The organism is Mesorhizobium montanum (assembly GCF_033977145.1).
Lineage (GTDB): Bacteria > Pseudomonadota > Alphaproteobacteria > Rhizobiales > Rhizobiaceae > Mesorhizobium > Mesorhizobium montanum.
Genome location: NZ_JAVIJF010000010.1, coordinates 120,725 through 144,455 on the forward strand (window position 1 = coordinate 120,725; position 23,731 = coordinate 144,455).

The window sequence follows — 23,731 nt, forward strand, 5'->3', positions numbered from 1 at the left end:
GCCTCACTTTGTCAAAGGATCTTTCTACCAGATTTACTTCCGGTGATCGAATAAGCCTTCCTAAGGATTACTACGAGCGAGTAAGCAGGAAGGGTGATACATTTAGAGATAACTTTACGCGCGCTTGCCTTTATCTCGCGTCGTATGCGGCAATTAGTTATTCCGATTATATAGTTGTTGCATCGCAGTTGGGGAACACGGAGGCACTGGACGAGTTTGAACGCGAGTGTCGTTCGCCTCATCGAACTCCGTCGGCCATACACTTTTCTCAGGCAACCACCAGTGCTGCCGCCACCTCTGTCAATATTGCTCATAGCGCAAGAGGTGGCAATCTCACCATAAATGGAGGCGATCAGACACTCCATGTTGCTCTGCTCGCCGCAGGGTTGTTTCTGGATGAGCACCATTCAGCTACGGCCCATGTTTTTTGGGAACATGGAGCTACGTCGTCCTCTGGGGACACCGTTTTGACATACCTACGTGTGGAACGGGCTGTAGGGGCTGAGCTAAGCTTGGCCATTCCAGGTCAGCAACGGATGGACATACCAGCCGACGGGATCATCTGCGAGACCGAGCATCAGTTCATCGAGATGATTGTGAATAGCGTCGAAAGCGCGCCCGTGTATCTAACAATTAATGGTCGCGTGGAAGGGCGTTACTTCCGTCGGCTAACCTGACTGGGAATCGCATGGAAACTTTTGTGACAGGGTTGGGCGTCGTTACCCCGGTATCTTGTACGCTAGATGGCTATTGGCAAGCTATTTGCAGCCGGTCTGACCGTTTTAGTCTCCGATCGGGCGCGTATTCCGTCTCGGCGAAGCCATGCATCGTTGGCCAGATCTCCATCGAGGATACGAGATACATGGCTGAGGTTTTACGCTGCAGAGGTTTGTTGCCACCCGAAATCGAAATCGCATCTCTGTATGGTCTGTACGCTGCGCTTCGCGCGACTGATGATGCAGGCCTCACGCCCGGAAGCGGTGCTACTCAGCGTATTGCTATTATCGTCGGGAATCTTGAGCCCAATTCTCGTCCCTTTGATTCTATCGCGATGATGGAACGCGTTGTGGCAACCGATCGCTATCAGACATTTCCCTCGATCGATCTTTGTAATCAAATTGAAAAGCTGTGCGGTCAGTCCGTTCTTCGCTTTGTGGTCCACAACACCTGCGCATCAGGCAATGCGGCCTTGGAGTTCGCCGACAGGTTGATAAGGCGCGGCGTGATTGATACCGCCATCGTTGGTGCGGCTGACGCATTTTCGGAAAGGATCTTCGCCGGTTTCAGCGCATTGGGGGTATTAGGCTCTGAGCGGTGTCGGCCATTTTCAAAGGATCGCCGATTTATTACAATATCGGAAGGGGCAGCAATCGCGGTGCTCCAGGGCGAGCATGTTGTCGAAGCAAGCCCATATGCAAAACTCGTCGCAACCGCGAGTTCCAATGACGCTCATCACGCCACCAACCCATCCCAGAAGGGCATCGAAGAATGTCTGGCCAAATTGTTTGCGAAATCCCCCGTACCGCGGGAAGAGGTTGACTTCATATTTGCGCACGGGACCGGTAGTCGCGCCAATGATCAGGTAGAGGCTTCGATTTTCGAGAGCAGCTATTCCAACAGCGCAATCTCCGCAATTAAGGGAACCGTAGGCCACCTGATGGGAGTGGCGGGCGCGCTCGGAACAGTGTCATCCTGTCTTTCAGCCAAATATAGAAAATTGCCACCAAACAATATCACGAACTCAGAACTGGAATATAACATCAATGCTCCCGGTGAATTGACGGCTCGCGGCAACAATCCAGTCTATGTACAAAATAACTCATTTGGGTTTGGCGGCAGCAATTCCGTTTCAATCTTTCGTTCCATGTAACTGTTGAGAGCTACGATGCAGTATCTTGCCACGGTCAATTTCGCTCAGACTGTCGACCATATGCGCTCGGAGCCAATGCGAGGTTTCGTAGCTATCACGCCTGCGGTGTACGCCCAGGCGGCGAAGACCGAAGGACATGTGGCGAGTGCGTTTCCCGTCGACGAAAGGACAGATCTTTCATTCTTCGAGCGCGATTGGGGGAGATGGGGTCCATTCACGGTTCCTCACTATTATGTCGGAGGAAGGGGGATTGACTCTGTCTTCGAAGCGTCTGCCCTGTCTGTTTGGCGAGATATCAAGGCTTTGCATAGCTTTGTCTACGCCGGTTTGCATCTCCGTGCAATCAGACGCAAGGCAGCTTGGTTTAGCCCCATGACGTTCCCCGGTTATGCCATGTGGTGGTGTACCGAGTGGCCGACCTGGAGTGAAGGAGCCCGTCGCCTTGAGCATCTGGTAGATAACTCCGATAGCCCTTTCTCCTTTACGTTTCGCCGCCTTTTCGATCCAACGGGCAATTCGATCAAATTGAGCGCGATCGCTGAGCATTAGTGGTGAAAACCAGCAATGAAGCGGGTTACCCGAGGGTTCGGCCGATGAGCAAAGTCGATTTCGTGCGCACAGATGCGGTGAGCTGCTTCTCAAACGGCGTAGCGTATATTCTAAATCGTTTGACGGACTTTGAATATCGTGAGTTCGAGCTTTTGCTCTATGGCTCTGGTTTTTTGCTTAAGAGTGGCTACGATGAATACGGATTTCCAGAATTAGTCTTCGACGTCATATTGTCGTGCGAAGAGTCGTTAAGCCGGTTTGATGGTGAATTGGTACGGCGGCATGCTTCAGAGGCGCTGGGAGCCAGCTACATTAAGGAGTTATTGAATGATATTGGGCCGCTGGTAGCCTGGGTAAATTCCAGTCATTTGAATCACTCCTCCGTATATAACACCCGCGAGAGCTATATACATGCGTTTGTTATAAAGGAATATGTCTCGGAAGGAGACTGCTTTGCTATTTTCGATCCTTTGATCGTGGATCGATATCCCGTCTGCTGCCACACTTATATACCAAGTGCGAGCTTGGATAGGGCCCTGTTCGACTATGCCAGCGGGCGAGAGATGGCACCGGAATTGGGTACTCTGTATGGGGTCAAAGCAGAACAGCCAATCAGATTTTCAGGAGATATTGGCCGTGAGGTGTCTCGGCAAGCTCAGGCGGTAATGAACGAGATGATGTACCGAGATGCTATACCTCTATTTCATGCGTCATGCATGGAGCGGTTTGACTTGGTGGACAAAACCGGCGTTGCTGCGGGTAAAAGGCTATTCGGTCACATTAATACGTATTTTGTAGTTCCGAGCCTTCTCCACGTAAGGCGCGCTTTGTTGACCGGCGGGTATCAAAAGTCGTGCCGGGATGACCTAGATGCGCTCATCGCCTCTTGGAGGGAACTGGCCTATCTGTCGTTGAAGTATGATAAGACTCGGCAATCGGAAGTCCTTGAAAAGATCGATAATAAATTTTCGCTGGTTGCGCGGCGTTCACAGGACCTCTGGCGCCGGTTGGCGGAACCTGACGCGCAGATAATGTGAGTAAGAAGGAATGCTTCATGTGCAGCAATTAATACCCGCACTTTCATAGTAGCGCCCGGCATCGCCTATTGAGGCGCTATAGCAATGAGCTACCCTTTTCTCTCGGAGTGAACGTGACCCCGCAGGCTGCACATATATTTAGCGCAAAAGATACCTCGTCGGCAGGCGAATTCCTTCGTGATCTTCAAAACACAACGCCTCCGACCGATGACGCAGATTATTTTACGAGGCGTATTGTAAGATCCGCTTTGGTTGGATCTTCATCGCAGCATTATTTTTTTAAGGACGAGGATGGCAGATTCTTCGGCTATCTGATCTCAATGACACCATTGGCGATGAACGCCAAATCTCAGTATCTGCGATTTTACGGATCAACCAATCCCGATAACTTTAACCGCCTGGCAGAGCATGCTATCGACAAGGCTAAAGTTATGGGGTTGGACGAATTGTTCATAGAATTGGCTGACTCAGACAAAATAAAAAGCGCAGATATTGAGAGGATCGGATTTTGTAAATGTTTGTCTGAACAATTTATCAGTATACCTATGACCCTATATGAATCCGTCGAGCGTTCTTTCCGAAGCGATCTGGTTGCTGTCGATTTCCAAAAAGCGCTTGTGCGCCCCGCACTCGTAGAATCGCTATGTGGCTTATATCGTAGCGGGTTTAAGGATGTGCCTGTGTGCCTCCCGACGGGAGATATCTCTAGTTCATTTATCATCGGGGAGTTTTCCGATCCCGACATGCTCCCACTGTGCTCCTTCGTGATCACTGCGGATGATGATGCGGTTGCATTCATCCAGGTGGTCGACCGCGAAACGGTAAGGGGGCGTACCGCTACGGTTGAACTGGTTATTGTAAAGGCCGGTTGGCGAGATCTCAGAATTGGCAGATATCTGATAGAGGCAGCGTTATCGGCGATAAAAGAGCACGGATATAGGGATGTCCTAATGCTTGTGGATGATTCCAATCAACCAATGTTGAAGATGTGTGCCGAGTTCGGTGGCCGAGTCGTGGATCGGCTCTCATCCTACAAGCTTTCAATCCGAGCATGAGGCTGCAAGAGCGCTCAGGTTCGACAGCCTCGTGGGGCTACATAGAGCTGACGAAATTCGGTTTGAGGCCGAGGAACGAACTTCGCAAAGCGTCTCGAAACCCATGCAAATTGGGCGTGTCAGGGTCATTGATCCTTTCATGCAAGCTAGCCGCCTGGTCGCCCTAAGGAGCGTCAGCATAGCGCCGCCGGAGGCGGGACGCGGGGGTTGTGTGCGTCAAGTTCTGCAAAAAGGGGCGGCCATGAAACTGGTCAAGCGGCTTGGCGTAGGGCGAGCTTCTTGTGCTCGCGCAGGTCGTCCATATTGATGTAGCGGTCAGCCTCCATCCAGTTCTCGTTGGTTTCGACGGCGAACGCCCTGACCAGGCGCAGGCTTTCGGCGTTGGGGAAGATGCGCACGACATAGGTGCGGCGCCTGATCTCTTCGTTGAGGCGCTCCAGCATGTTGGTGGACCTCAGGTGCTTGTGGTGGCTGACGGCCTGGGGTGGAAGAGACCATCGAGTGCACACTGACCTTCTTTGCCTGCCGCGTCAGCCGATCGGCGAGGTGATCCCGGAGGCGGCCTGGCAGCGCTGCTACGTGCACTTCCTCAGGAACGCGCTCGATCATCTGCCGAGGAAGCATGCCGACGACTGCCTGCAGGAGCTGCGCTGGCCGCCGCGACCAGGCCGGCATGGTCGTCGGACACGACCAGTTCGCCCCCCCTGAGGCCGCGCCCCTTCAGCGCCACGAAGAAGTCCTTCCAGGCCGAGCGGCTCTCGCGATTGGCCATCTACCGACGCGGGGCGGAGCGCCCCCGGCGAGGCGTGCCGTCGGCTACGCGGGTCCCAATCTTCCAAGTTTGTTGTTCATGCTATGTTCAAGCTTGGAGGAAACCCAAGTTTGAAAATTTGCAGCGTGAAATTGAGCGCCTTTCGAAGACGACCGCGGTAAGCGTCCCCATCGAGTCGGACGCCGGGGGGTATTACGACAGGGAATGCCCTGCCACGGAATGTATGTTTTCGTTCAAGATTCACGGCGACGACTGGCGAGATATCGTCCGAGACGAGGAAGTGTTTTGTCCGTCGTGCCGCCCCAGCAAAGTCCTGGTATACGACCGAGCAAGTTGAACAAGCCAAGGAATACGCGCTCAACACAGTACAAAGGGGTATCAACGCGGCGAATTGAGGACGAGGTGCACTCTATGTTGAAACGGAATTGACTCCAGGGTCCTCGATCGCCGCTTTCAGCATTATCAACAGCGGCGTCGTGGCTAATTCACCAAGAGACGTATCAATGATGAGCCTGCACGGTCGCCGATGGTCTCCCGTCCCGGATTTTGCCGGGAGGCCGTTTCGTTTGAATCACGCTGTTATGGCTGGTTCATCCAGCATGGCGTAGGGGGCTTTCCGATGTGTCTGGTATTGCTCTAAAACTCACAGCATGGGCGAAAATCCCGAATCAGGGCGCAACTTTCCCGCCGTCGGCGCCGGCGGGTCCAGTGTGGGTGGCGCTGCCGCCATCTATGGCTTCGTGCATCAGATCTTGGCGTCGATCGGTCAGCTCGTTCGCGCACAATTCGGCTCCATCGGCGCGAAAACCGACCCCAACACTATCATCGCCATCCTCGAACCATCGGCCGGCGGCGACCTCAGCCTCGAAGCCGCCGCGCGCAAGGTCATTCAGTTCAAGCACCGCGCCAAGTCCGTTTCGATCAGCGACGTCGGTGGCAAGGTTCTGCCCGACCTGTACCGCGCGCATCTGGACCGCGAAGCCGCGGAATACACGCTGAACACGACTAACGGCGTCAGCAAGCCGACGCTCGCGCTGATCCAATCGCTGAAGGCTTACGCGAGCGGCGATGCTACCGCGCGCAAGAAGATCGCGATCAACGAACATGTGAAGGGCGCGCTAGCGCGGTTGCGCGAGATCTACGCGGCATCAGGCGCCGAACTCGCTGCATTCGATATTAGCTTCTCGACCTTCATCAGCCGCTTTACGGTCGCCCCGCGGATGGACGCCGAGCAGGCGCGCGCTGAGGCGATCCGCTTCCTCAACAAGCGCGTGCCTTACGCCGAAAAAGGCGAGCAGGTGCTGGATACGCTGGTCGGCCATCTAGCGGACAAGGCTCGCCGGAACGACGCCCGTATCTCGGTAGACAATCTCTTGTCCCGTCTCGGGTTGCCCGGCGCCCATGCGGGTCATAGCGACGCCGCCAGCGCGCGGCTCGCAACCGCGCTCGCGGGTGCACTGACTGCGCGCAAGTTCGATCCGGTGTTCGACATCCGCGCGCCGATCCTCATGGCGCCGACCGATCCGCTGACGCTCGTCTCGGGCAATTCCGGGTGCGGCAAGTCATGGGTGTTGTACCGGCTCGCCGCCGCGCTTGCCGAGTCGGGGAAGCCAACCGTCCTCATCCGTGCAGCCGATCGCGAGGAGCTGGAACGGCAGCTCCGCCTGACGATCGGCGCCGGTGCCCTAGCGCTGGAGCAGCCGCTCGAAGCGTCGGTGCTCGGCCAGACCTGGCGGCGGATGCAGGATGCGCCCGACGCGACGATCCCGATTTTGTGGGAAGGCTGCCGGGACGCTGCGGTCCTCGAATCCATTCGTCTTGCTGGTGGTCTAGGCCCCGGCCTGCCCCTCGTCGCCGAGTTTCCAGTGGCGCAAGAAGCTCGCCTTGAGGAGTTCGCTCAGGTGCCGATCCATCGGGTGGGCGAGTTCAGCCCAACCCAGTTGTTCGAGGCGCTCGACAAGCGCGGCGTGTCGGCCGGACATGTGCCTCGCGAGATCCGCCGCATGCTGCGTTTGCCTGTGCTGTGCGGCATCTACGCCACGCTGGCGCTCGAGCTCGAACATTGGGATCCGCAAACCGAGTATCGCGTGCTCGAGGATTTTTGGGACCGCGCCAAGCATCGGGCCGGTAAGCTCGCCGGCACGCGGCTAAAGGCTTTGGCGAAGAGCCTCGTCGCAAAACGCCGCAGTGCGCTCACCGACGACGAAATCGTGGCTCTCGGCTTTTCTGAGACAGAGCTCGACCTGCTGATCGCGGCGGGATGGCTCAGCAATGTTGGCGATCGTTGGTCGTTCGCGCATGATCGCTTGCTAACTTGGGCAATCGCCATAGCACTTGCCGGCGATTTCGAGAATGGCGTCATCGATGCCGCGACCCTCGCCGGCGAGGTCAGCGCGCTCGACAAGCGCGACGATGCCGACAAGACGAAGCTCTCCGGCCTGGGCTTTCTGCTCATGGACGTGGTGTGGCTGATCTCGGGGCTGAGCGGCCGCACAAAGGACGCCGTCGATTTTGTCGAACAGTTCGAAAGTGAGTACCGAACGGGCGCCCATACGCTCTATGCCGAGTTGCTGCCGACCGCCGGCAGCCGGATCGTTGGCGTGCTCGAGGAGCGCGCCGCCCGAGTGACCACTGGCGACGTTCCCATCAAAACCTATCTGACCGAAGCGTTTCTTGCACTGCCCCTGGTGTCCGAAGCACGAGAGCCGCTGCTTGCGCGATTGTGGAGCGGTGACAAAGCCGGCCGCTCGATCGCGATTTCGCTGGGAGCCCGCTGGCCTCTCACTGCCCAACGCGACGACCTCTGGCAAAACTATTGTGATCTCAACCGCGATCGCGAGGCCAAGCGCTTCGACTATGATCTGTTCGAGCGGATGGAAGCCGCGCTCAAGCTGCTCGTCCGCGCCGACCCCGCCTGGCTCGGCCGTCTGATCGAAGCGGAAGACGGTCAGGAGGAACTGCGGCTGGCCGCCCTTCTGCTGAAGTCGCTCGAAACCGCGGTGGGCTCGCCGATCTGGCACCAAGTGCGCGAGAAGATGCTGCAGATCATCCCCGACGATCGCCAGGCCGTGGTGATGGAATGTCTCGCCCGCTTCGGCGATGCGAGCGATCGGGAAATGCTCGAGCGGAAGATAAAAGCGGGCGATCGAAGCGCATCCTACGCAATGGAGGCATTGGCCGAGATCGATGTGGACGCCGCGCTGCGCGCGATCGAGCAGAAGCCGCCACAGCCATCGTTGCCCTATAGCCGCTATTGGCTCGATCGGCTGCTCGATCACGATCCTGGCCGCACCGCCGCAGCGCTTCGTGATTGGCTCATCGCCGGCGACCCGAGCGGCGGAAAGCTCGCGTCGCTCTGGCATGGTATCGAGGGCCGCATCGACCCAGACACGATCGTCTTGCTGCTCGACAGGCTCGAAGCGCTGATCGAGGTACCGACGCCCAAGCAAGGGCGCGATCCGCGCCGCGACCTGCTGACGGTACTCGGCAGCCTGACGCTCGACCCCGTCCACGATTCCCTGTTCGAAGCGCGCCGCAACACGGCGCTTTCCGCCGCGATCGCCAAGCGGGCGATTGCGCATTTCGACGGTACGCATGACGATGACGATGTCGCGGTCCGTCGATTATTGCGGCGAATCGGCGGCGCTGAGTATGAGCGGCTAGTGATTCATGCCCTATCGCCCGAAGACCTCGGCAGGGCGCATAGCGGGATCACTAGCAGCATCTTTTGTCCCACCGATACGGTGGTCGCGCGGCTCGAGAAACTCGTGGAAGTCGGGGTTACTCCCGATGGGAACGACGACGCCCTGCTCGATCTCTGGCGCATGCTACTAGCGATCGATCCGGCGACTTGGCGCCCCCGCCTGTTGGCGTTGCTCCTGAGCGACGACCAGAGGTCTATCATGCTCGGCCTCCGTTTGATTCCGGAGTTCGCCGCGAAGGGCGACGAAGCGGCGGTTCTCGCCTGCTTCGAGACCAGCGCACCCGGCAACGCGGTTACGGCGCGGGCAATGCAGGTCGCGATCGAAATCGGCGACCCGGCCGAGGCAATGGTGGCGCGCGCGTTGGAAGAGATACAGGCCGCCGAGAGCGGCGACGCGAGCACGACCTGTCTCAACGTGCTGCTCAATGACCGCTCCGAGGCCGCCCGGACCGCCTTAGACGCCTATCTCGCGCCGCTCGAGACTGCAAAATCGTGGAAGTCGCACGACAGCCAGGCGCTGGCAATTCGCCTCAGTCAGGGTGGCGCATCGCCAGAACTGTGGCGCGCCGGCTTCCGCATGATGCACGGCACCTGGTTTTCTGGAGATCGCTTCCTCGACGTGGTCCTCGACCATGACCGGCCACGCGCGATGGACGTTCTGCTCGACCAAGCGTTCGCAGCGCCGGCGACGTTCGTCAACGCGCAGCCCGACGCCATCAAGCTGCTTGCGAAGGTGGACAGGCCGCTCGCAACACAGGCGTTCGTCCAGTCGTGGAACGATCATCCCCGGCGCCGCCAGCATCTGGCCGAAAGCGTCCGCAGACTGGAGGACAGCGCGTTCTACGCGATGATCGCGACCCTCGGCGAAGAGTTTCGTGTCGGCCAACCTACCCAGACCTATCGCGCTATCTGCGTCGAACTGCGCCGGGCACGCGATCGCGCCTGGCCGTTGCTGCTGAAGAAGTTCGACGGTGCGAGTGCGGCAGAGCGCGTGGCGCTCTGTTCGGCACTGGGTTGGACCGCAGGCCAGTCCCACGGGCTGTTACCGCTGATCGAAGCCGAAACAGACAATGAAGTCCGCCGCGAGCTCTACCACAGCTGGAGGCACTGGCGGCAGGTGGAAGCCGCGGTGGCGCAGTTCCGAGAAGCCCGCTCGCTCAAGACGATGGAATATGCCATCGAATTCGGCGATCCGGCGCCGCTATGCGGCTGGGAGGATCCGCTTCGGATCATCGAGGCGATCGGCGGCGACGATCGGTTGATCGTCTTTGCCGAGCGGCAGTTCGCGGTCCGATTCAACAAGGTGCGCGGCTCGAAGCTCCGGCGCGTGGTCGTCCGCAAATCGCCGGGCGACGAATGAGACTCAGCGCCGCACAACCGCACCGGCTGCGCAGACCTGTTCCCAACAAGCTGATCTCTGGCCGGCGCGCCAAACGGCATTGGTATCGCGAGACAACGGCTATGCTTAGCCTTAGCTGATTCCGGTGTGCGCGGCTTTACAGGAGTCTTCCATGAGCTTTGAGTCTGCGCGCGCCTGGTGAACGTGATTCCGTGAAAATTGGAAACCACCGCGGGCAAGTGATCGAGAGCATTTCCGATGAACGGTAGTCAGCTTTCAACGCCCGGACCAAGTTAATGGCAGCTTTGGGGGTGCGTTGCTGTTGTTCGTCGAAACGAGCGCGAACGTTCGCTTCTGGGTGCAGGCAAATTTTTCCTGAACGTCCGTGATTAAGGCGCAAAGCTGTCTTTTCGTACCCATCCGGTGAAGACCGCAGGCGTGCGTATCCGGCGGCCATGAGCACCTGAGCACCGCGGTGCTGGGGTCAAGCTTTCGATGGGGAGACGCGATGATATTCTTCGAGGAGGAGTTTGACTTCCTCGATGCCTTCATCGGTGAAGGCCAAGATCCCGTCGTCATCGTTGGCGCCGCACACCCAGATGACGCCGTCCTCGGGCTCGAGACCGAGGGTCAGGTCCTGGATGAGCGCTTCGCTGACGCCGAGGTCCCTGGCGACACGTTCGACGGTGAAGACGTGATGCACCTTATTGCGCTGCATGATCAGGCCGCCGCTGGTTGGGTCCGCAGTTTTGCGGATCTCCAATTCCACGGCAGCAAATCATCGATCCGCTGTGCTGGGTGGGCTGCGATGCGCGCCAGGATATCGGCGAGCCAGGCCTGAGGTCGACGTCATTCAACTTGGCGCTGACGATCAGGCTGTAGAGAACGGCAGCGCGCTGTCCGCCGCGATCGGAACCGCAGAACAGCCAGGACTTTCTTCCGAGAGCAGGGCTCGCTCGGCTGCATTGGATCAGTACTCCGAGGCCAAGGGTCAGAATGCCGACAAGGATCGTTAGCGGCGACCCTGCAACCATCAAGGCAGCTACTGCGGTCAGGGTCGCATAGGCAATAAAAAAGCGTCGGCCGACGATCATCTGGCAGAAATATGCGCACGGCCATTAATTGTTCGCCAAGTCCGCGCCTGAAACCCTAATTGAACGTGGCTTCTGTCGCCCTTCAGCACATGGAAGTTTAGGGCGCTTTCGTGCTGATCGTTTACGATCAGGGCTGCGCGGTCGCTCGTCAAATTTCTCCTAAAGCCCGAATCTCCCAATCTTCGGGCTGAGGCGCGACCCAGAAAGCTCGAAAAGTTTCCAGGAACCCCCAGACAAAGTGGACGCCCATCGGCGTTCCTCTCAAACGCAAAAAATCGCCTCGGTTAGACCGGGACGGTTATTGATTTATGATGAAAGTGGTTGCGGGGACCCGCAGCTCGGGCCAAATAGACCCGCACTGGTTCTTCCAAACCGTTCTTTAGCTGGAACGGTTTGTCACGGACGCGGGTGTTGCCAAGCCGTCGGCGCCGGCCGATAGTGCCGCTCGCGACGCGGGCAGCAACGGTGCCGTTGGCGGATAAGGTAGTCGAAGCGGGTGTGTGATGGCAGTCACGCGTATGTTTAGCCTACCTCCGTATCTCCTAAATTACGGGTTTTTTGCCTGCTTGGCCGTTAATTTAATTGCGCCAACGGCCGCATCGGCAATGAAATACAAATCAAAGCGGCGCAAGTATTTATCTCATGCGGTCGCGCTCTTGCTAGTAGTTCTTTCGGTATTCTCGCTCATATTTATTTGGATACACACCAATCCGATTGAAGATTTTGAGGAGCCGGGACCTCTAGGAGACGGTTTGATACTGGTCCCGATCTTTTTGGAGGTCGCGCTTATCATAGCTGTGTACGTCACAGTTGCTTCGGTGAGGATGGCATCGCGAGCTAGGTACCGGCTAGTAAGCGGGCAGGCAGAGTTGCCATTCTGGAGGAGCCAGCAGATAGTCCCGCATCCGACACAGACACGACCGTCACCGCTTGATCACGCTTAACCTCTGGGAACTTCTCAAAAACACATACGTCTGACGATCGTGAGATCGCCGAGACGCTGAGGTCGGGATGTCGAGCTTGCAAAGCCGCCAAATGGCGAAGCGCAACGAAAAAGGTGCTTCGCCCCCCTTCCGGCCGAACGCCGGGATTTAGGCTGCTTACAGTGGCAATCTGATCGCGCTGATAGAAGCAATGAGCCGGAGCGTCGTCTACTGGCTGCGCGCCTCCTACCGCGCCAACGTGCCCCGCATGGCACATGACGAGTTGCGGGGACAGGAGTGATCTCTTCTGCTAGGCCCGGTGGGTTTTGAGAGTTTGCCGTCGGCCGGAATCCGGTTTCGGCAGGGCACCGCGGGGTGCGCGCCCAGCACACTCAAGATGGTTGGGCAATGACTGTCGTTTTCACCAGCATGTTCGGCGGGCGCTGCCATTAGCGGACACGCTTCCAGTGATCAACTCGCTTCGATCACTGCATCGAAGGCCGGCATTCGATCGGAACGGAAATGGCTTGGGCCTTTGCAGCCAAATCCTCCGGAGCCAGTTCTTGGTGAGCGGGATCCGAGGATAATTGGACTCCACTTGCCTGGAGGAAACTCTCAACAATCGAAGCCTTGACGGCGAAATTCACGTTCTGGGCGATGTCATCCGTGATCGAAGCAAGCTTTAGCGCATCGATCTTCGACACCACTATCCCAACAACGTTGCCGTTTCGGTCAACAAGGGGGCCTCCGCTATTGCCGGGCTGAACCGGAGCCGAGATTTGGAAATATCGGGAGTCATCGCCCAATCCGGCCAAGGCCGTAATCGTGCCCCTGGTAAAGTTGCCAGAGCTTGCCAAAATGCCCCTGAGAGGGAAGCCGAACACGGCTATGTCTTCACCCAGTCTGGCGCCTCCCCTCAATTGTGCGACTGCCGCGCCGGCGGTGTTCACCTTCACTACGGCCAGATCATTGATTGGGTCCCTCGCCATGACCTTTCCGGGGGATCGTATCCCACCGATGGAAGTATCGACGTCGTCACACCCTTTGACTACATGGGCGTTGGTCAACAGTTGGTCGCCTGAAACAAAGAAACCCGTCCCCGAGGTTCCGGTCGCCGCCGTTTCGCCGCCCTGTGGCGGACTAGGCGTGCTTGGGGCACTAGCCGGAGCTGGCGCGGGGGTGTTTTCTACATAGGCATGTGTGTACGCAGCTTCTTGGAGATGTTGCGATAGACCTTCAGGAAACGGAAGCATTCGCTGTTTGTCCAACGGACACTTGGTGATCGGCTCACCGATCTCGCACTTGCTCACTCCGAAGTCCGTGTCACGCTGGTATGCCTGGAGCATTTTGTTCCATGCGTCGACTCCTTCGTCTATTCTAATCTTGTCGGCTACCCAGGCAGCCAGAAAGCCGTTCTTGTTCCAGAGCGACGAATCCAGCTTCGCCATAAACTCCAGACCCCTGGTGTCTTGAATCAATCGCGGGCGCGACCCAGTTTCCAGCGAAACGTCTCGGAGGCTACCGCCAACCAGCTTCTTGATGAGTATTGGCTGAAACGATTCCACGTACGGTGCGAAGAGGTACAGGAACCCATTGTCGCCATGAACGATTTCAGCGACCCCATCGCCATCGACATCTTCGAAGCCAGGACCTCCGGCGTCGAGCGTTTCCAAATCGACGACCGCCCAGTGGCCAGCCGGATCCGGCGTGACCGCCATCGTTTGTACGCAGCAATGAGCTCCCCCGGTGTTTGCGTCGAACACCACATCGGGGAACTTATTGTCCTTGTTCAAATGGACGAGTTGGAGCGTGGAGGGATAGTCCGCGGCCGTCTCGAACGTACGGCTTAGGTCAAAGGCCGGCCTGCCGTCGATCTGGCCGATCAGGTGCGCTGTCCATCCATCGTGATCCATCCTGCGCTGGGCTACCACCGTCAACTGGCCCGAGGTCACCACCGCCGGTCGTTCACTTGTCAACGTGGTTTGGGCAAGAACCGCATCTCGCGGCGCCCACACAATTTCGGTGATGAATTTTCCATCCGCAAGGAATGCATCACCGGGGAGTTGCGGCCACGCCTGATTCTTTCTGATCTCCTGGATCGTGCCCTTTCGCGGTTCAAGAACGACGGCGAACCATCCATTTCTTGTTCGCACCGCCCGCGCGTCACGACCGAAGAATCGCGCTATGCCAATTGCGTTGTTAATGTCTTGAGCGCTCGCTACCGCCACCCAATGCTCGCCCTTTGGCGCCTTGAAATCCTGGGCGGTGGCAATCGAAATTGTCGCCATCCAGAGCGCGATCAAAACCGGAATACGACATAGGCGGGTGTTCATTCTACGCAGCCCCCAACACCTGCTCTTCTACCGCCAGATATTAGATCTTCGATCCTACAAAAACTCAACTTAGAATGAGGAGCTTTCCCGCATAAGCGTTAGGGTTCCTTCCGTCCTTAAGAAGATTAGCACTTTGCGACGTTTACTTTGACCGTCGCCGATAGGAAAAGATCGCTTCCTCGATAGTGGGTTTGGGGAAGTAGCGGTCTCCCGCTACCACCAAATTCTTCAATGAAATCAATACGGTGTACCCTGAAAAGCGGCGTGATACAGGTCACGCCGCTGACGCTAGTTTACGCCGCTTTACGGCAGTTTACGACGACTAAGTGAGCACAAAAGTGAGCACGAAGGGGCGGCCCAATCCTAGCGCCGGTCAATGACCACAGGCGCATAAACAAGGGGCGGACTGCTCCCGACCATGATTTTGCGGTGGTATACGGTCAAAACGGCCCGCCGAACCCCCTCTGCCATTCAGCAAGCTTGCCTTGTGCCTTCCGATAGGTGGGGTCATCCCTGACGTACAAGAGCGGCGTTGTCCGGCCTAAGTCGTCATCCCGGCCGTTCAGGAAAGTTTCGACATCCTTCGCTGACAAAGCCTGCTTGGCGTCAGCAATGATTTTCTCCTGATATAGCTTGCGCTCGGCATCGGCCTCCGCCTGCTCCCGGCGCTGCCTGACCAAGGCGGAAAGTTGGTCGCGGGCCTTGGTCAGCCCTGGCTCACTATCCTCTGCCGCTTCCAACGGCGTCATGGCGTTTAGTTCGTCGCGTTTCGTGTTCAGGAACGCCCCAAGATCAGGGCCAGTCAGTTCCGTTTCAGCGTCAACGCAAAGCCGGTCCCGACGTGATTGCCGAAGTCGGTTGGCTTCCTGAATCTGTTTCTCACGTAGGTCTCGGGCTTGTTTTGCTATCTGAGCCTTGCGGCGCTCGATTGCCCCCTCAACAGGCAGTCCAGCGGTCGCATATGGAAGTCGGCCGTTTCCTCTGAGCATGGCGAAAACGGCATCAATCTCGGAAGTGATCTTCGGCGCTTCGATGTCGGACCGGATCGCAGCCCGGTATGTCATGCCGGACTCGGTGTGGACGGAATCAAGCCACGACTCGCCGGTCATGTTCCCGCGCTCTCTGTCGGGAAGCTCGGCCAAAATCCAATCGACTTTCTGCACGGCCGCATGCATGGCAGCGGTTCTCTGTTTCAGGGCTAGCGTGCGAGCCGTCCACTTGTCGGCTAGATGCTTCTCCAGCATCACGCCATAGCCTTGGTGAGCCAACACCTCCTTGCCGAGCAAATGCTGCAAGTAACTGTCTATCGCTTTCCATGCTGGAGCGAAGCGCGGTTCGGCTAAAGCCGTATCGTCCGCCACCTCGCGCGACACGCGCCGGAAAAGTGGCCGTATAAGATTACGCTTTTCCAGATGCTTGGTGATCGGCACCGCCTTTGGTATCTCGTCACCAAGGCACTTGTCGTGGAAGACCTCTGTTAAAATGACGGCCTGCCAAACTGCGGGCGGGACAGTGAAGCAGGCATACCCTGCCACCTTGATGCCGACATGTGGGGCCAGTCCGACCGCTTGAAGTTCAGCATCACGCGGAACGACAATCTTCTTTCCGGCCAATTGTCTCGACGCGTCGACATAGGCGCGCGCAAGTTCGCCAACCCGGTTCTCATGCCTAGCCTGAAAGTCGGCGAACCGCTTTTCCTGTGCAGCCTGCCATTTCTCTTCGTCGGCGCGGCTCTTCGCCAGCGCTCTATCGATATCGGGATGATAGAGCCAACACCGTGGCGCAGATTGAAGCACCGCATCCGTGATCTGCTCGCGTATCGAGTCTCGGGGCAACTTTGACAGGTCGATTTCGACGGCCATGACGCCGTGTTCCCGAAGACGCTGAATCTTGCCTTCGTCGCTCGCATGAGTGACCGCGACTTCAACAAAAAGGTCATAGCCTAGCGCCCGAACATAGAGGTCCGGGATGATCGTCTTCGGGTCGGTGAACTCGGTTCGAAGGAATTGCGTCGTCACCTGCTGACCCGGCTTCATCACGACGTTCCCCTTAGCGAGCCCAAGACGTTCCGGCAGGAGCATCGTCGGGTTGGTTTGGAACACTTCCTTGGCGAGTAGGTGCAGAACCGTTTCAGGACCGCCGCCGCAGGCTTCGCCATCGTCGTGGCCGAAGTGCGGCACGTTTTCATCACCCTTCCGGGCCACCAACCGACCGCCACAGGCAGGGCAATTGCAGCCGCAAGCAATGCCGCGCTGAACCTCGCTGATGTGCGCCAAGGTGCCGTCCGGCCTCAGCCCATAAACAAGCTGTGCACGATCGGAGCCGTAAGACTTCCTTGCCTCTTGGTGATCGTCCATCCCGCGCCCGGTTTACCCTCGTATCGAGTCAGGTAAGGGGGAAGACGATAGCATGCTTTGGCGTGCGATCTCACGGCTACCCGCGACGGGTTCGCAATGAATGTCGCGGTCAGCGTCGGTTGAGCGCAGACCTATCTCGTCGATCTTTGCGTCTCCTGTTGCCGTAACGCGCGTTGTACGTGATAGTTGTCCACGGGGAAAATTGGGGGCGACTAGATGCTTAAGTCTTTTCGCGACTGGTACAACAGCGCAGCCATATGGATTACGGTGGCCGTCGGCATAGTCATTATAATCCCGTCCTCAGTCTGGCTGGGATATCGACTGAATTACAATAGCGTGTACGAAGAGTATGCCACCAACCAAGCATATACAGAGGCCAAAACAGAATTCGAGCGCCGCTGTTCTGTCCTTACCGCCCACAAGAAATTATCGCATGCTTTAACAATGCCGTAGAGACCGCACGCGAACCTCAGCGCGCTGAAGAAGATCTGCAAGCCCAGCGGGAAGTGGCTACCTGGACCCTTTCTCTTCTCATTATCAGTTCTGCTCTCGGCCTGTTTTCGCTTATAGCCGCCGTCTTTGGCGTGATCCTCGTCCGCAATACTCTTCATGCCGCCATTGTCTCCAATGATCTGGCTCGCGAGGATAAGAGGCCTTGGATTAAATTCGATTGCGTTCCGAACGGGAAATTTGATGAGCATGGGCTTACGCGTTCCCAAGTTGTCCTTGAGGTCAGAGCCACGATCGAAGACATAGGGGAGAGGCCGGCAATCGATATGGCTGAGCATACGAAGATCATTCAGGCCGATTTCTCATACGCTAGAACCTCCGCAATCAAAGTATTTCTCGACGAGATTTTTCAGCGCAAGAAGCACCTTAAAGACGGGAATATCATCTACCCGAATGACCCCATCCACACAGACTACACGATCCAGACTCTCGTCAAGGACGCAAGGCCGAAAAAGGGGGGCAACATCAGGCCGGTGTTGTTCGAGGGCGAGCCCGAAACCCCGGAAAAGTTTTTGATTTACTGCATTACGTATCGCGGCATCGGATTCGAGACGTATTTCCACAACGCTCAAATCTATCAACTCAACCGGTTTGGCCAAATGCCCAGCGATTGGGAACTTCTCAGGCTTGGGCAAGCCCAAAGTATAAGCTGAACTCATCGATAGACCGACAGCCGCAACTACCTTTAGGGGGTGAGTGCAGAAGTTCGCAACTGCGTGCCGATGTCCATCAACCGCGCCGCCGCGTCCTGCATCTCGCGTCCGATACGATCGGCAGCGCTTCCGGTCTCACAGTGTTCGGTGCCGAGTTCCCGCACCGCGTCAGCCACAAGCAATGCCTTGGCTGTCATATCTTCATAGAAAGAAAACATTACGGATTCTCCATGTCTGACGCATGTGATCTTGCGCCATTCAGCTTTCGGTCAGACGTGGTATTCTCTAGCGCTCCGAATCAGCGGGTCGGCCTCGAGCCTTGTGATCTATCTTATGGAACTTCCGTAAGGCATTGAAATAAATATATTGTCGGGCGCCGCCGTCAAAGCGGCGGCAACTCTTTTCCGACGTCTTGGCGGAGGTCCGGCTGCTTCTTTCCCGAGCGGATGGTGGCATTTTCTGGCGATCTCGGATCCACAGTGATCCGAGAATCGCGCTGTACGGGCTTCTAAGCGCCAAATTTTATTGCGCGGAGGAACACGCCGAATACGGCGTTTCATACGGTCCCCTCGTCGGATGTGGACAGCCCCGCTTCCCGCCGTTGGCGGCGCTAGACTAACCTCCTTAGACCACCTTTGCTGACCGATCTCGGGGCCGCGAATTTGCTTCGGCTCCCTCCTGGCAAGGTCCCTGTTCCGGTCGTCAGGAGGCTACGCCTTATACGCTGCATTTTCTCTTTTGGCGCCGGCCATTGGCCGACGCTGGACGCATGCATCAGAATCGCGTCCAATGAACACGCCATCCATTGTGTCGCTCCCCAGGTGGTCCTGAGCACGACCGTGAAAGCAGCGAGTATCCGACCCCACAATATTTTTGGTCGCCGGCATCATTGCTCTCGAATCAGGAATCGGGAACGAATAAACAATGTCCGAAGAAGGATAGGGAATAGGAAAAGCGTCATCGCAGCGGTTCGTCGTGTTGGGACGTGAAAAGACCTGCCGAAATAGCGGAGAGATTCTGAGACGCGTTGCGGTTACCTTGCCCGACGGTCGGCGAGTAGAACGGAAAACATCTTGAAGCAGCCCCCGAAAGCCGATCAGCGACATTCCATTACCGCAGAGCTGATTGCGGTGCTGGTGGCGGTAACGACCGGTCAGCCGCGCGTCATGACCGTCGAAAACGGTAAAGCCCTACCCTCTGGTCCATTCGAGCTTGGGCATCGTTCGCTGCAATCCGGCCTCAGGGACTGGGTCGAGCAGCAGACGCGCCATCCTTTGGGCTACATAGAACAGCTTTACACCTTTGCCGATCGAGACCGAGCAGGCGACGAAGCGCAGCGGGTGATTTCGATCAGTTACCTCGCTCTGGCCCGCGAGGAGCAGGCAGCGCCCGCCGACGAGGCGACATGGCGCAACTGGTACAACTATTTTCCCTGGGAAGATCATCGCGACGGCGTTCCGCCTGCATTACCTGGCGTGATCGTTCCCGGACTGAACGCCTGGGCGAAAGCCGCGGACAACACCTCGATGCGCAGTGAGCGCCAGCAGCGAACCGCGATTGCCTTCGGCCTCGATGGCCATGGCTGGAATGAGGAGCTGGTGCTGCAACGTTATGAACTGCTCTATGAAGCGGCCCTTGTTGAGGAGGCGCATCGCAGCCGGGCCAAGGACCTCACGCTGATCGGCCCGGCCATGGCGGGAGATCACCGGCGCATCCTGGCAACTGGCATCGCCAGGTTGCGCGCCAAGATCAAGTATCGTCCCGTCGTCTTTGAATTGATGCCGCCGGTATTCACACTGCTTCAGCTCCAGCGCAGCGTCGAGGCACTAGCCGGCCGGCTCGTGCACAAGCCAAATTTCCGGCGGCTGATCGAGCAGCAGGAACTGGTCGAAGAGACCGGGACGATGACCGCCGACATGCGCGGACGCCCCGCCAAACTCTTTCGCTTCCGTCATGACGTCCTGGCCGAGCGCGCCGTGGCCGGGACGAAATTGCCCGTTTCGCGTGCTTGACTCTCTTTATACTCCATATAAGTATATCCTGGATATATACTCATTTCGAGCATATATGGGATCGCGATCGCTCATATGCAGGCACGAAGTTCCGCTCTCTATGACCGCGTGCGGCGCGTCATTCCGGCCATCGAATGGCCGGTGTTCGCCGACGATGTCGACGCCATTCTTGACCTGAAACGGCAGCGAAATGCCGTCGTCCTGGCGCATAATTATCAGACGCCGGAAATCTTCCACTGTGTCGCCGACATCGTCGGCGACAGCCTGGCGCTTGCCCGTAAGGCGATGTCGACCGAAGCCGATGTCATCGTGCTCGCCGGCGTGCATTTCATGGCCGAGACGGCCAAGCTGCTCAATCCGCAAAAGACGGTGCTCATCCCCGACCTGCGGGCGGGCTGTTCGCTGGCGGACTCGATCACCGCCGAGGACATCCGCCTGCTTCGGCAAAGCTATCCGGACGTGCCAGTCGTCACCTATGTCAACACGTCGGCCAAGGTAAAGGCAGAATCGGACATCTGCTGCACCTCGGGCAACGCGAAGGCCGTTGTCGAGTCCCTCGGTGTTCCCAAGGTGATCATGCTGCCGGACGAGTATCTGGCGCGGAACATTGCCGCCCAGACCGACGTGGAGATCATCGCCTGGAAAGGTCATTGCGAGGTGCATGAGCGCTTCACGCCCGACGATATCCGCCAGTTGCGCGAGGATCATCCAGGCGTGACGGTGCTGGCGCATCCCGAATGTCCGCCCGACGTGGTGGCCGAAGCTGATTTTTCCGGCTCGACCGCTGCCATGTCCGATTATGTTGGAAGGCAAAAGCCGCCCCGCGTCGTGCTGATGACAGAATGCTCGATGAGCGACAATGTCGCGGTCGATCATCCCGAGGTCGAGTTCATCCGGCCCTGCAATTTGTGCCCGCATATGAAGCGGATAACGCTCGCCAATATCCGTCAGGCGCTGGAGCAGAACCGCCATGTCGTGACCATCGAACCCGAGATTGCCGGGCGTGCGCGTCTGGCCGTCGAGCGGATGCTGGCGGTATGAGCATGGACGTCCGCAATCTCGCCGACCGGCCGGTCATCATCGGCGGCGGCATAGCCGGGCTGATGGTGGCACTGCATCTTGCGCCCGAGCCGGTGGTTCTTCTGTCGCGATCGCCCCTCGGGGCTGATGCTTCGAGCGCGTGGGCGCAAGGCGGGCTTGCCGCCAGCCTGGGCGACGATGATGAGCCGGCACTGCACCTTGCCGACACGCTCGCCGCCGGCGACGGCCTTTGCGATCCGGAAGCCGCGAGGCGCATCCTGTACGCCGCGCCCGCCGCGATCGAAGAACTGGCACGTCTCGGAGTTCGCTTCGATCGGGCACCTGACGGAGCGCTGCACCTCGGGCTGGAAGCCGCTCATGGTCGCCGGCGCATCGTTCATGCCGGAGGTGACGGCAGCGGACGCGAGGTCATGCGCGCCCTTGTCGCCGCCGTGCGCTCCACGCCAACAATAGAAGTCTTCGAGGGGATCGAAGCGCGCCGCCTTGGGGTCGAGGATGGCAGGGTCACCGGCGTGCTGGCGAGTTGCTCGACAGGTCCGGTGTTCTTTGCCACGGGACGGGTCGTTCTAGCCACCGGCGGGATCGGCGGTCTGTTCCACGACACGACAAACCCGCCTGGCAGTTGCGGACAGGGCCTGGCGCTCGCAGCGCGCGCGGGTGCTGTGCTTGCCGACCTGGAGTTCATCCAGTTCCACCCGACCGCGCTTGACGGGCCCGGTCGTCCGATGCCGCTGATCAGCGAGGCGGTTCGCGGCGAAGGCGCACGAATCGTCGACGAGACGGGCCGGCGTTTTCTCGATTGCGTGCAAGGTGCGGAACTGGCGCCGCGAGACATCGTCGCGCGCGCCGTCTGGCGACATCTTGGCGACGGCCATCGCGCCTTCCTCGACATGCGTGAAAAGCCGGGTGCGACATTCGCGCGGCATTTTCCAGCGATCGCGGCGGCCTGCCGCAGCATTGGCATCGACCCGGCGCACGACCTCATTCCGATCCGGCCGGCCCAGCATTACCACATGGGTGGTGTTGCCGTAGACCTGGCCGGGCGCACCTCAATTCCGGGGCTTTGGGCTTGCGGGGAAATCGCTTCGACCGGTCTGCACGGCGCCAACCGGCTGGCCAGCAACTCGTTGACCGAGGCGGTCGTCTGCGCGCGCTGGGTTGCCGAAAGCGTTGCCGGTTCCAAGAGCTGCCGCATCGTGCGAGCGATCGTGAGGGAGTTGCCTGGGCCCGATCCGGCGCCTCTGCGTCCTCACCTGTCTCGTGCCCTCGGTGTCACCCGCGATGGTGAAGGCCTGAAAGGCGCGGCACGCGCCCTGCTGCCATTGGCGCAACGGTACGATGCGGCGTCAGATCCGGCCGCTGTCGGGTTAATGATCGCAGTCGCGGCCTTGCAGCGCCGGGAAAGCCGAGGCGCTCATTTCCGGACGGACTTTCCCGATCATGCAGCCATCGCCCGCCGCTCCGAAATCATCCTCGACGCAGCCTTGGCTGCTGTGCGCGAACTTGCATCCTCCCCAATGCTGGAAAGCGTCTTTTGATGATCCTCACGCCACTTCCCGCGATCATGCTCGAGCCGCTGGTACGAGCTGCTCTTCTCGAGGATCTCGGTAGGGCCGGCGACCTGACCACGGATGCGGTCGTGCCGAAGGACCACCACGCTACAACCGTGCTTTCGCCGCGCCAGAAAGGAACCATCGCCGGGCTCGATCTGGCGATGCTGGCTTTCCGGCTGATTGACCAGGATGTCGACATAACGGTGCGTCGCGCGGATGGCAGCGACATCGCGCAAGGCGAGGTCATTGCCTCGGTCAGCGGCCCTGCCCGAGCCATTCTTACAGCGGAACGGACCGCGCTCAATTTCCTTTGTCACCTTAGCGGTATTGCAACGGCGACGGCATCGATCGTCGCGGCGGTCCGCGGTCACAACGCCAAGATCGTCTGCACGCGCAAGACGACGCCCGGATTGCGGACGATCGAGAAATACGCCGTGCGTGCTGGCGGCGGCTGCAATCACCGCTTCGGCCTCGACGATGCGATCCTGATCAAGGACAATCACATCGCCATCGCCGGCGGAATCCGCCCCGCGATTGAGCGGGCGCGTAGCTGCGTTGGCCATCTCGTCAAGATCGAAGTCGAGGTCGATACACTGACCCAGTTGGACGAGGCCTTGGCGCTTAGCCCCGACGCTGTCCTGCTCGACAACATGTCGGTTGACGAGTTACGCCAGGCGGTGTCCATGGTCGCCGGCCGGGCGACCACCGAGGCGTCAGGCAGGATCACCGCGACGACGGCACCAGCCATCGCCGGGACCGGTGTTGACCTGATTTCCATCGGCTGGTTGACTCATAGCGCGCCGATCCTCGATATCGGTCTCGACTACCGTGAACTTGATGGGCAGGCCTGAACCATCGACAGTAGTCTCTTCCCGACACAGTTCGCCAGCTTCAAGGGCGCCCGTATCACCACAACACAAGGAACAGGGT

Annotated in this window: 13 protein-coding genes and 5 pseudogenes; 11 read left to right on the top strand and 7 right to left on the bottom strand. The window is 58.4% G+C overall.

Annotated features, from left to right (window positions below; all coding sequences use genetic code 11):
• The first annotated feature begins 688 nt into the window (after window positions 1-688).
• The 4 genes from RFM68_RS15485 (at window position 689) to RFM68_RS15500 (ending at window position 4,511) form a co-directional block, all read left to right on the top strand.
• Window positions 689-1,870 (top strand): beta-ketoacyl synthase N-terminal-like domain-containing protein, encoded by a 1,182-nt coding sequence (locus RFM68_RS15485; protein WP_320233846.1) that lies wholly within the window; start codon window positions 689-691, stop codon window positions 1,868-1,870.
• 15 nt (window positions 1,871-1,885) lie between these two features.
• Window positions 1,886-2,419 (top strand): DUF3291 domain-containing protein, encoded by a 534-nt coding sequence (locus tag RFM68_RS15490; protein ID WP_320233847.1) that lies wholly within the window; start codon window positions 1,886-1,888, stop codon window positions 2,417-2,419.
• A 44-nt stretch (window positions 2,420-2,463) separates the two neighbouring features.
• Window positions 2,464-3,456 carry a hypothetical protein gene (locus RFM68_RS15495; protein WP_320233848.1) on the top strand — a complete coding sequence of 331 codons (993 nt, stop codon included), beginning with the start codon at window positions 2,464-2,466 and terminating at the stop codon, window positions 3,454-3,456.
• Window positions 3,457-3,569: 113 nt separating this feature from the next.
• Window positions 3,570-4,511 (top strand): GNAT family N-acetyltransferase, encoded by a 942-nt coding sequence (locus RFM68_RS15500; RefSeq protein WP_320233849.1) that lies wholly within the window; start codon window positions 3,570-3,572, stop codon window positions 4,509-4,511.
• A gap of 251 nt (window positions 4,512-4,762) precedes the next feature.
• On the opposite strand, the pseudogene RFM68_RS15505 reads toward RFM68_RS15500, so the two are convergent.
• Window positions 4,763-4,991: pseudogene (locus RFM68_RS15505) on the bottom strand (transposase); the annotation flags it as partial.
• Between the two features lie 57 nt (window positions 4,992-5,048).
• On the opposite strand from RFM68_RS15505, the pseudogene RFM68_RS15510 reads away from it, so the two are divergent.
• A pseudogene (locus RFM68_RS15510) lies at window positions 5,049-5,165 on the top strand (transposase); the annotation flags it as partial.
• Between the two features lies 1 nt (window position 5,166).
• Here the strand turns inward: RFM68_RS15510 and RFM68_RS15515 are convergent.
• Window positions 5,167-5,283, bottom strand: a pseudogene (locus RFM68_RS15515) (transposase); the annotation flags it as partial.
• A 650-nt stretch (window positions 5,284-5,933) separates the two neighbouring features.
• Between RFM68_RS15515 and RFM68_RS15520 the strand changes: the two are divergent.
• Entirely contained in the window at window positions 5,934-10,346 is a 4,413-nt protein-coding gene (locus tag RFM68_RS15520; RefSeq protein WP_320233850.1) for a hypothetical protein, read from the top strand.
• A 463-nt stretch (window positions 10,347-10,809) separates the two neighbouring features.
• On the opposite strand, the gene RFM68_RS15525 is transcribed toward RFM68_RS15520, so the two are convergent.
• The 4 genes and pseudogenes from RFM68_RS15525 to RFM68_RS33620 form a co-directional block, all read right to left on the bottom strand.
• On the bottom strand, window positions 10,810-11,043 hold the full coding sequence (locus tag RFM68_RS15525; RefSeq protein ID WP_320233851.1) for a hypothetical protein: 234 nt from the start codon (window positions 11,041-11,043) through the stop codon (window positions 10,810-10,812).
• Between the two features lie 2 nt (window positions 11,044-11,045).
• Window positions 11,046-11,272: pseudogene (locus RFM68_RS15530) on the bottom strand (transposase domain-containing protein); the annotation flags it as partial.
• Between the two features lie 1,555 nt (window positions 11,273-12,827).
• Window positions 12,828-14,675, bottom strand: a complete 1,848-nt coding sequence (locus tag RFM68_RS15535) for a S1 family peptidase (protein WP_320233852.1) — start codon at window positions 14,673-14,675, stop codon at window positions 12,828-12,830.
• Between the two features lie 2,156 nt (window positions 14,676-16,831).
• Window positions 16,832-17,032 (bottom strand): annotated as a pseudogene (locus RFM68_RS33620) (competence protein CoiA family protein); the annotation flags it as partial.
• Window positions 17,033-17,538: 506 nt separating this feature from the next.
• Here RFM68_RS33620 and RFM68_RS15545 point away from each other — a divergent pair.
• Entirely contained in the window at window positions 17,539-18,195 is a 657-nt protein-coding gene (locus RFM68_RS15545) for a hypothetical protein (RefSeq protein ID WP_320233854.1), read from the top strand.
• A gap of 32 nt (window positions 18,196-18,227) precedes the next feature.
• Here the strand turns inward: RFM68_RS15545 and RFM68_RS15550 are convergent, their stop codons facing one another.
• Complete coding sequence (locus tag RFM68_RS15550; protein WP_320233855.1) at window positions 18,228-18,413, bottom strand: hypothetical protein; 186 nt, start codon at window positions 18,411-18,413, stop codon at window positions 18,228-18,230.
• Between the two features lie 852 nt (window positions 18,414-19,265).
• Between RFM68_RS15550 and RFM68_RS15555 the strand changes: the two genes are divergently transcribed.
• The 4 genes from RFM68_RS15555 (at window position 19,266) to nadC (ending at window position 23,652) form a co-directional block, all read left to right on the top strand.
• Entirely contained in the window at window positions 19,266-20,207 is a 942-nt protein-coding gene (locus RFM68_RS15555; RefSeq protein ID WP_430694866.1) for an NUDIX hydrolase, read from the top strand.
• A gap of 75 nt (window positions 20,208-20,282) precedes the next feature.
• A complete protein-coding gene (gene nadA / locus RFM68_RS15560; protein WP_320233857.1) occupies window positions 20,283-21,248 on the top strand; it encodes a quinolinate synthase NadA in 966 nt (321 codons plus the stop codon).
• Complete coding sequence (locus RFM68_RS15565; protein ID WP_320233858.1) at window positions 21,245-22,786, top strand: L-aspartate oxidase; 1,542 nt, start codon at window positions 21,245-21,247, stop codon at window positions 22,784-22,786. Before nadA ends, RFM68_RS15565 begins: the two co-directional genes overlap by 4 nt.
• Window positions 22,786-23,652: a carboxylating nicotinate-nucleotide diphosphorylase gene (gene nadC, locus RFM68_RS15570; RefSeq protein WP_320233859.1), complete on the top strand. Its 867-nt coding sequence runs from the start codon at window positions 22,786-22,788 to the stop codon at window positions 23,650-23,652. Before RFM68_RS15565 ends, nadC begins: the two co-directional genes overlap by 1 nt.
• The last annotated feature ends 79 nt before the right edge of the window (window positions 23,653-23,731 follow it).

Coding starts and splice junctions, on each gene's coding strand:
- RFM68_RS15565 (WP_320233858.1), top strand. CDS start 21,245: ATGAGCATGGACGTCCGCAATCTCGCCGACCGGCCGGTCATCATCGGC.
- RFM68_RS15495 (WP_320233848.1), top strand. CDS start 2,464: ATGAGCAAAGTCGATTTCGTGCGCACAGATGCGGTGAGCTGCTTCTCA.
- RFM68_RS15550 (WP_320233855.1), bottom strand. CDS start 18,413: ATGTTTTCTTTCTATGAAGATATGACAGCCAAGGCATTGCTTGTGGCT.
- nadA (WP_320233857.1), top strand. CDS start 20,283: ATGCAGGCACGAAGTTCCGCTCTCTATGACCGCGTGCGGCGCGTCATT.
- RFM68_RS15490 (WP_320233847.1), top strand. CDS start 1,886: ATGCAGTATCTTGCCACGGTCAATTTCGCTCAGACTGTCGACCATATG.
- nadC (WP_320233859.1), top strand. CDS start 22,786: ATGATCCTCACGCCACTTCCCGCGATCATGCTCGAGCCGCTGGTACGA.
- RFM68_RS15525 (WP_320233851.1), bottom strand. CDS start 11,043: ATGCAGCGCAATAAGGTGCATCACGTCTTCACCGTCGAACGTGTCGCC.
- RFM68_RS15535 (WP_320233852.1), bottom strand. CDS start 14,675: ATGAACACCCGCCTATGTCGTATTCCGGTTTTGATCGCGCTCTGGATG.
- RFM68_RS15520 (WP_320233850.1), top strand. CDS start 5,934: ATGGGCGAAAATCCCGAATCAGGGCGCAACTTTCCCGCCGTCGGCGCC.
- RFM68_RS15485 (WP_320233846.1), top strand. CDS start 689: ATGGAAACTTTTGTGACAGGGTTGGGCGTCGTTACCCCGGTATCTTGT.